The sequence below is a fragment of the Dietzia sp. CW19 genome, from assembly GCF_014145265.1.
Taxonomy (GTDB): domain Bacteria; phylum Actinomycetota; class Actinomycetes; order Mycobacteriales; family Mycobacteriaceae; genus Dietzia; species Dietzia natronolimnaea.
In genome coordinates, this window is sequence record NZ_JAALEE010000317.1 from 1 (window position 1) to 8,029 (window position 8,029).

General features: G+C 70.4%; 8 protein-coding genes and 2 pseudogenes. 5 read left to right on the plus strand and 5 right to left on the minus strand.

From position 1 onward, the window contains the following. The 4 genes and pseudogenes from G6021_RS09970 to G6021_RS09985 form a co-directional block, all read right to left on the minus strand. Positions 1 to 828: SDR family oxidoreductase (locus G6021_RS09970; RefSeq protein WP_347238946.1), on the minus strand; the 828-nt coding region annotated here is incomplete at its 3' end. Beyond that, positions 825 to 2,000 carry a hypothetical protein gene (locus G6021_RS09975; RefSeq protein WP_182641196.1) on the minus strand — a complete coding sequence of 392 codons (1,176 nt, stop codon included), beginning with the start codon at positions 1,998 to 2,000 and terminating at the stop codon, positions 825 to 827. The genes G6021_RS09970 and G6021_RS09975, both read right to left, overlap by 4 nt. Before the next feature lie 94 nt (positions 2,001 to 2,094). After that, positions 2,095 to 3,114: an AraC family transcriptional regulator gene (locus G6021_RS09980; protein WP_182641197.1), complete on the minus strand. Its 1,020-nt coding sequence runs from the start codon at positions 3,112 to 3,114 to the stop codon at positions 2,095 to 2,097. After that, positions 3,102 to 4,538: pseudogene (locus G6021_RS09985) on the minus strand (flavin monoamine oxidase family protein); the annotation flags it as partial. The gene G6021_RS09980 and the pseudogene G6021_RS09985, both read right to left, overlap by 13 nt. Positions 4,539 to 4,589: 51 nt before the next feature. On the opposite strand from G6021_RS09985, the pseudogene G6021_RS09990 reads away from it, so the two are divergent. Beyond that, positions 4,590 to 4,902, plus strand: a pseudogene (locus G6021_RS09990) (hypothetical protein). Between the two features lie 32 nt (positions 4,903 to 4,934). On the opposite strand, the gene G6021_RS09995 reads toward G6021_RS09990, so the two are convergent. Beyond that, positions 4,935 to 5,096 carry a hypothetical protein gene (locus tag G6021_RS09995; RefSeq protein WP_179525725.1) on the minus strand — a complete coding sequence of 54 codons (162 nt, stop codon included), beginning with the start codon at positions 5,094 to 5,096 and terminating at the stop codon, positions 4,935 to 4,937. 203 nt (positions 5,097 to 5,299) lie between these two features. Here G6021_RS09995 and G6021_RS10000 point away from each other — a divergent pair, with 203 nt between their 5' ends. From G6021_RS10000 to G6021_RS10015, 4 genes are all read left to right on the plus strand, one after another. After that, on the plus strand, positions 5,300 to 5,695 hold the full coding sequence (locus tag G6021_RS10000) for a GntR family transcriptional regulator (protein WP_182641199.1): 396 nt from the start codon (positions 5,300 to 5,302) through the stop codon (positions 5,693 to 5,695). A gap of 1 nt (position 5,696) precedes the next feature. Continuing rightward, complete coding sequence (locus G6021_RS10005) at positions 5,697 to 6,413, plus strand: ABC transporter ATP-binding protein (protein WP_347238947.1); 717 nt, start codon at positions 5,697 to 5,699, stop codon at positions 6,411 to 6,413. After that, positions 6,410 to 7,237, plus strand: coding sequence for a hypothetical protein (locus tag G6021_RS10010; RefSeq protein WP_182641200.1), 828 nt, complete (start codon positions 6,410 to 6,412; stop codon positions 7,235 to 7,237). Before G6021_RS10005 ends, G6021_RS10010 begins: the two co-directional genes overlap by 4 nt. A 289-nt stretch (positions 7,238 to 7,526) precedes the next feature. Next, on the plus strand, positions 7,527 to 7,949 hold the full coding sequence (locus tag G6021_RS10015) for a hypothetical protein (RefSeq protein WP_182641201.1): 423 nt from the start codon (positions 7,527 to 7,529) through the stop codon (positions 7,947 to 7,949). Positions 7,950 to 8,029: the final 80 nt, after the last annotated feature.

The window sequence follows — 8,029 nt, forward strand, 5'->3', positions numbered from 1 at the left end:
GCCCATGAGGGGCAGGCCCGCCACGGCCAGACGCGGGAAGGTCGCACCCAGGCGGGCGAGCGCCCCGCGCCAGGACGGCACGGCCGTGACCAGGCGAGGGGAGTCCAGCACCCTGCCCACCGCGCGCACCACGTCGCCCGACTGGAGGAGGGAGCCGGAAAACGACAGGGCGGCCTGGGGATCGGTCAGCTTGTCGTGGATCATCGGGGTCCAGATCCCGTCCGGGCAGATGCAGGAGATCGCGATGTCGTCCACTCCCGCGAGCCTGAGGTCGATGGCGGTGCTGGTGCTGAACCCCATCACGGCGTGCTTGGAGGCGGCGTACACGGCCTCACCCGGCACGGCGGAGATCCCGGCCAGCGAGGCGATGGTGATGATGTGCCCGCCGCTGCTCGCCCCTCCGGGACCGCCCTCGGAGCCGGCGCTGCTTCCAGGGGTGTGGCCGCGCATCGCGTCGATCGCGGCGATGGTCCCGTTGATCGCGCCGAGGGCATTGGCCTCCATGAGCAGACGCCGCTGGTCCTCGGTCTGCTCCCACGCCGGGCCGGTGAGCAGGACGCCGGCGTTGTTGACCCACACCTCGAGGCGCCCGCCCTGCGCGAGCAGCGCGTCCCGGGCCGCCTCGACCTGCGAGTGATCGCGCACGTCGACGGCCGCCCAGGTGGCGCCCCCTCCGAGCTCGGCGGCGGCCGCGGCGGCGCTGTCGGCGTCGATGTCGGTGACCATCACCCGGTATCCGCGGCCGGCGAGCATCCGGGCGATGTCCTTGCCCAGCCCGCGTCCGGCCCCGGTCACGAGCGCGCTGCGCGACCTCGTCGTCGTCGTCACTTCTCGCTTCTCAGTCCGGACCGGATCTGACCGTAGGAGATACCGCCGTGGCAGTAGGTGGGCACGACGGGCCAGAAACGCTTCCACGGGACCAGTTCGGTGGAGGGCAGGATCTGCAACCAGCGCGGGTCGCCGGGACACCGGTCCGCCATGGTCTTCTCCTTGATCATGGAGTCGTACTGGTCCAGCGAGTCCTCCAGGGTGTTGGCGTTGGGGCAGATCTCCCGGCCGAACTTCTCGTGGTAGCGCCGCACGCCCGGGATCCGGGAGAGCTCCGGCTGCCAGTTGTCCAGGGAGATGCCGTTCTCCGAGGAGACCCAGACGCCGTCCGGGGTGTTGATGACCAGCGAGTGGTTGCCGTCGGTGTGGCCGGGGGTCCACATCAGGGCGATACCGGGGCCGAGCTCGATGTCCCCGTCGAACACCGCGAACTTGGACCGGTCGACCCCGCCGAGCCCGCCGGAGACGTACCAGGCCCATTGCATCGGGTGCAGGTCCTCGAGCGTGGCCAGCTCCCGCCGGTGGACCAGCAGCCTGGCATCGCCGAAGAGCGGCGTGCGGGGCGCGGTGTCTCCGGGGATCACCTCGGTCGAGCCGAGGATCATGCGTGGGTCCTGCACGTGGAGGTGGTCGAACGTGCAGAAGTCCACGTCCTGCGGCGTGAGCCCGACCTTGGCGAGCGCCTGCTCCGGCTCGTTGAAGTACTTGAGGAGCAGCTTGATGGCCAGGGTGCCGCCGGGGATCCGGTCGACGAGCGTCTGCAGGTTGTCGTAGAAGGGCGCCTCGGCGGACCCGGCGGGGACGGTCGGCTCGAACACCAGGGTGCGGGGACGGCCGTTCCAGTCGTCGTACTGCACCACGATCATCCGGTTGATCATGGTGATCAGCGGCAGGCTGGGGACCGAGACCGCGTTGTTGAAGGCGTACTTGACCGGGTACGGCGCCGCGGCCACGTCCACGGACTGCACCGCCCGCACCTGACCCTGCTGCACGAAGCGCGTCTTGTACTCGGCGGCCGCCGCGCGCACGGCCCGGAGACGCTCGCCCCGGGGCCACACGTCGTGGACGCCGTCGAACTCGGGGATCGACCGCGCGCCGATCTGCTTGAGCATCTGCTCGGACGAGTGTTCCGGCAGCTTCTGGTCACTCAGCTGGTGGTCGCGCAGCATCATCGCTCCTGTACTACAACGGGCGTCGTGGTTCTCCGGGTGCCGTGGTTCTGGCGGCTGCTTTCAGGATCCGGTGCCCGGAGCCTGAAAACTTGTCTCAGTGCGACAGTCTTGCCCGGCGCCGTAGTCCGCCGGGGGAGAGGCCGAACCACCGACGTACGGCGTGGCTGAGCGTGGACTGTTCGGAGAAGCCGACCAGGTCGGCGATCTGGGTGAAGGACAGGTCGGTGGTCGTGATGAACCGGTGCGACCGGTCTCGCCGCAGGTCGTCGACGACCTGACCGTAGGTGGTGCCCTCGACGACGAGGTGGCGCTGCAGGGTCCGGGGCCCGATCGCCAGCGAGGCCGCCACCTCCGCGAGGGGCGGGACCCGCCCGGGCAGGCTCTCGGCAACCGCCCGGCGGACCCGTCCGGACATCGACCGGGTGGGGTCGGAGTACGACCCCGCCAGGTGCTCGAGGGCGGCCAGGCGGATCTCCTCGTCCGCGGTGTCGAACGAGGCGTCCAGGATCCGGCGCTCGACACACAGCGCGGCCACGGATCGGTCGAACTTGATGTCGGCGCCGAAGAAGTCCAGGTAGCGGTCCACGGGCGACAGTGGACCGTGGGGCAGCTCGACGGACCGGAGACCCGGACTGCGCCCGAGCAGTTGCACAGCCATCCGGTGGAACAGGCCCAGGCCCAGCTCGATGGCCTGCGGGGAGTACGGCGATTCGGAGAGTTGCTTGCGGTAGGTCAGCGCGATCACGCCGCGCCGGTCCCACGGGTCGTCGTCGACGCCGATCGTCAGCGCGGGGCTGTGGACGAACAGGAACCTCGCCGCGCACTCGAGCGCCTCGGTGGCGGTGGAGCTGGAGCGGACCGCCCGGGCCACCGGTCCGAGGATGGAGACGTCCTGCCGATCGGCCAGCCGCAGCCCGAAATCGGGGCATCCCAGTTCCGCGGCGGCCGCGTCGAGCATCCGGTCGTGCGCGGTGATCGACACCAGCCCGTCGTCGTCCGCGAGCACCTCGCGCGCGATCTCGTACCGGTCGAGCAGCCGGTCGGGGTCTCCGCCGAGTTCGCTGACCAGCGGGCCGAATCCGCGCAGGCTGGCGGCGCGGATCAGCGGCTGCACACGATCTCCCCGGCCACCCGCCGGCCCGACTCGACCGCCCCGTCCATGTAGCCGGCCCAGCGGGTGGCGGTCTCCGTGCCGGCCCAGTGGATCGGGCCGACGGGGAGGCGGAGGTGGGGGCCGAAGCGGGTCAGGGTCCCGGGCGCGGCGAACGCGCCGTAGCAGCCGCGGCTGTACTCCTCCTCGGCCCAGTCGCGCTCGATGTAGTCGACGGGACTGAGGGCCCGGGGGCCGAAGTATCCGGCGAGATCCTGGAGCACCTGCGCGCGACGGTCGGCGGCGGTCATTCGGGAGCCCCGGTCCGCGTGTCGGCCCTCGAGGAATCCGACCAGGACACCGGGCCCGCCGCCGTCCGATGTGCCCGCGTGGGGGGTGTTGTCGAAGACGGTGCCCAGCGGTCGGGTGTCGCTGTTCGCCTGCCCGCTCCAGCCGTCGGCACGCCAGAACGGCTCGGGGTATACGACGTTGATCTTGATCACCCGGCCCATGGGCATCCGCTGGACCAGCTGGTCGCGGTCGCCGGGCAGGCCGGGGGAGTAGCGGATCCTCGACGCCAGGGGCGGTGGCACCGCGACCACCACATGCCGCGCATTCACCACCCGGTCGCCGGACCGGACGCGGGCTCCTGCGGCGTCCCACTCGACCCCGGTGACCGGGCTGTCCAGCAGCACGCGATCACCGAGCTCCCGCGCCATCTCGATCGCGATCGTCTGCGCCCCTCCCACCACGCGGTCCTGCTGAGCTCCTCCGGCGGTGTCGATCAGCGCATCGGTACCGCCGGCGGCACCGATGTAGTTCCCCGCCCACAGTGCGGACAGGTCCTCGGGTCCGGTCGAGAACACGGCCTCGGTGAGGAGACGGAAGAACCCGCGGCCCCGCGGGGTGCGGGCGGTGCGCCTGAGCCAGGTGTCGAACGTCTGCGAGTCCAGGCGATCGGCGCCGGGCGCGCGCCACGGGTCCGCGAGCGGGATGCGGGCGGCCATGCGGTCGAGGCGCCACTGTGTCTGTGCGATGTCGGCCAGGGTGACGGGATCGAGGCGGGGGATCCGGCCGGAGTAGTCCGACCTGGCCCCGCCCAGCTCGGCGATGTGCCGACCCGCGACGTGGGTGGGGAAGGTCTGCAGTCCCAGTTCACCGATCAGGGCGAGGATCTGATGTTGGGAGGGGCCGACCCACTGCCCCCCGACCTCGATCGGAGCCCCGCCGGGCAGAGTCGCGTTGAGCAGACGGCCCCCGACGCGGTCCCGGGCCTCGAGGACCTGCACCTCGTGGCCCGCGCGGGTCAACTCGCATGCGGCGACCAATCCGGCGATGCCGGCGCCGACGACCACCACATCCACTGATGAGTCCACCCATCGCCTCCCCACGGCCGACCGAATCGCAGGCGTGTTCACAGTATTCCTCGCCCCCGGTGGCCCGGGGCGGGACGGTGAACTCGGTGCCCCGGACTCCCGGGGTCTGTCACGCTTGTCGTCATGAACACGGACGGGCGTTCCCTGCCGCGCAACTCATGGCTCTCCAGGGGCGCGCCGCTGGAGCGGTCCGACGCGGCGAGCCGGATCAGCGCCTACATCTACGGCAACATCCTGGTCCTGGCTCGGAGTTCTCGAGCACCGCACCGCACTGCTGCTGGCAGAGCCCACCGTGCTGGTGCGGATCGGCGGCATCGTCTTCGTGATCGGCCGGCTCAACGGCGAGCGGCCCAGTCGGAACCGGCTCATCAGTGCTGCGGCACTCACGGTGGTCGCAGCGACCATCGTCGGGGTCAAGGTCGTTCTGACGCACTGATCCGCGCGCACTGATCCGCGCGCAGTGACCGGCTACCTGCCGAACATCTTCGCGAGGAACCCCTCCTTGGGCGCGGTGGCGTGTCCGGGGCACCGCTGGGACTTGGGCACGCCGGACATCACCTGGTCCACGTGCATTCCGCACCCGGCCCACGTCGTCTTTCCACAGGTCTTGCAGGTAGCGGGTCGGCACATGGTCGTACTCCTCTGATCGTGGGATGGTCGCGAGGTCCGCGGTCGGTGTGTGGTGCCGTCCGAGCCTCGCTGCCGAGAATACATACCCCCTAGGGTATACGCAACGTGGTCGTCGTTGACTTCGCCGCGACCCGCGTTGACTTCGCCGCGTCGAAGTGTCACTGTATTAAGCACCTAATACAGCAATACGGAATGGGGCGGCGATGCAGTTCGACAACTCATCCCCGATCTGGGTGCAGCTCGTCGAGGAGTTCTCACGGCGCATCGTGACGGGGGAGTGGCCGACGGGCGCGAAGATGCCCGGGGTCCGGGAGTTGGCGGCCGATCTGGGCGTCAACCCCAACACCGCGCAGCGCGCGCTGGCCGAGCTGGAACGGCTCGAGCTGTGCCGGTCCGAGCGGGCCAGCGGGAGGTTCGTCACCTCCGATGACGCCCGGATCGACGAGATCCGCGCCGACCTCGCCGCCGGGGCCGCCGACGAGTTCATCCGGCGGGTCCGCGGCCTGCGGATGACGCACGACAGGGCGCGAGCACTACTCGACACGAGATGGGATCACCATGACCACACCACTGCCCATGCACACGACGGAGGCGTCTGACGTGAGTACGACCGCCACCCCGGCCACTACACTCGTCGAGGCCTCGGGTCTCAACATGAGGTACGGCACCACCACCGCACTGGACGCCCTCGATCTCCAGCTCGCTCCGGGGCAGATCGTGGGACTGCTCGGCGAGAACGGGTGCGGCAAGACCACGCTCCTCAAGATCCTCGCCGGCGTGCTCTCGGGTTACTCCGGCACCGTGCGGATCGACGGCCACGCCCCGGGCCCCGAGTCCAAGGCGATCGTGTCCTTCCTGCCCGACACCAGCTTCCTGCCCGACTCCGCCCGCGTGAGCTACTGCCTGCGGCTCTACGCCGACTTCTTCGCCGACTTCCAGACCGAGAAAGCCCGCGACCTCATCGGGTTCTTCGGGCTGAGCGAGTCCGCGCGCCTCAAGGAGATGTCCAAGGGCATGCGCGAGAAGGTGCAGATCGCCCTGGCCATGTCCCGCGACGCGCGGGTGTTCCTGCTGGACGAACCCATCTCCGGCGTCGACCCGGCCGCGCGTCAGCTCATCCTCGACGGCATCGTCCGCAACCTGTCCGAGGAGTCCCTGCTCCTCATCTCCACGCACCTGGTGCACGACCTGGAGCCCATCCTCGACGCCGCGGTGATGATGCGCCACGGCCGGGTCCTGCTGCAGGGCCACGCCGACGACCTCCGCGGCCAGCACGCCGCCAGCCTCGACCAGATCTTCAAGGAGACCTACCGATGACGACGACACTGCTCACGCACGAGTGGCTGCGCACACGCGGGGCCCTCGGGACGACACTCGGAGTGATCGCTCTCGTCGGAGTCCTGGGCGGTCTGCTCGGGGCTGCAGGGTGGCCGCTGCTGTCCCAGCTCGGGCTGGCGCTGGGCATGCTGGCCGCGGTCGTGGCGGTCCCGGCCGTCCAGTTGACCCTGGCCGCCGACTACTGGCGCACCGGCTACGGCCGGACCGGGTACTTCACCCACTCCATCCCGGTCCGCGGGTCGGTCATCTTCTGGGTAAAGCTGATGTGGGCGATGGTCGCGTCCGTGGTCGCGCTCGTCCTCACCGCCGGGCTCGCAGTGCTCACGTGGTGGGCGGCCGCCCGCCAGTCGGGGCTCACCTCGCCGTCGTACTCCGTCCTGTCCGACGCGTGGACCACGGTGACCACGGCCGCACCGGCCTGGATGATCGCGGCCGGAGTGCTCGTGACACTCGGGTCGTTCCTGATCTGGCCTGTCTACTACTACTTCTCGGTCTCGGTCGGGCACGAGCGACGGCTGGCCACATTGGGCGCCGGCGGGCCGGTCGTGGTGTTCGTCCTGGTCTACGTGGCCACACAGGTGCTCTCGCTGCTGGCGATGATCGCTCTGCCGTTCGGCATCTCGATGGGCGCCGGGGGCTCGCTGGAGTTCGTGCGCTTCGACATGATCGGCGAGTTGGCCGCCGGCGCGGCCGCCAGCGACGACGTCATGCCCGTCGGCTTCCTGGCCGCGTCGGTGGTGTTGGTGGTGTTCTGCCTGTGGCGTACGGCGCGGTCGTGGAACCACAGGGTGGCCCTGGTGTGAGCAGTGCGCCACACGGGCCGTCCGTGGACCCGGGCCGGCACCGTGCTCCCGCCCTGCAGACGGGCCTCGATGACGACACGACGGTACTCGTCCCCCCTCGAACTCGTCGAGCTGATCCCAGCCAGCGCGCCCGAGACGGCCGCGAGGACCGGTGCGTATAAGATAACCTTTGGTTCCGGGGCCGGGGCGGCGTAGTGTTCACATCGTCGCTCGCCGGGGCGTCGCAGCCGGCTCGGTGGCGCGACCTCCCCTGTGAGGACCCCCTCGCCTCCCGGAAAGAACTCCTCTCATGCCGATCGTCCTGCCCTCCACGTCGCACCCGTCTCTGACTGAGCCGACGTATCTCAGGCCCCCGGTGTGGAAGCAGGTCCTGGCCTGGGCCGGTGTCGGTGTGGGCGCACTGACGCTCCTGGGCGCGGCGGCCTCGGTGGGGGACGGGTTCGCCTCGGTCGCGGCACTCGCGATGTTCGGCCTAGCGTTGATCCTGCCGGGCGGTTGGTGGTTGTACTGCGAGAACCGGGACAGGACGCACGCGGACGAGGACCATCGGCTGGACTCGCAGGCCGCGCTGGCCCAGCAGACGATGGCCGGGTACGTCGCCCCCGATGCGCTCGCCCCGCTGACGTGGCACACGCCACTGACGCCGGTCTCGCGGCGATGGCCGGTGGTCGGCTCGGCCGCTTCGCCCTCGTCGTCGGGTCCATGGGGTTGATGCCCGCCGCCGAGGTCTCACCCGCCCCGGCGGCGACACCGGTTCCGGCCACCAGCACCGTCACCACGACGGCACCCGCC

Coding starts and splice junctions, on each gene's coding strand:
- G6021_RS09975 (WP_182641196.1), bottom strand. CDS start 2,000: ATGATGCTGCGCGACCACCAGCTGAGTGACCAGAAGCTGCCGGAACAC.
- G6021_RS09995 (WP_179525725.1), bottom strand. CDS start 5,096: ATGTGCCGACCCGCTACCTGCAAGACCTGTGGAAAGACGACGTGGGCC.
- G6021_RS10000 (WP_182641199.1), top strand. CDS start 5,300: ATGCAGTTCGACAACTCATCCCCGATCTGGGTGCAGCTCGTCGAGGAG.
- G6021_RS10010 (WP_182641200.1), top strand. CDS start 6,410: ATGACGACGACACTGCTCACGCACGAGTGGCTGCGCACACGCGGGGCC.
- G6021_RS10015 (WP_182641201.1), top strand. CDS start 7,527: ATGCCGATCGTCCTGCCCTCCACGTCGCACCCGTCTCTGACTGAGCCG.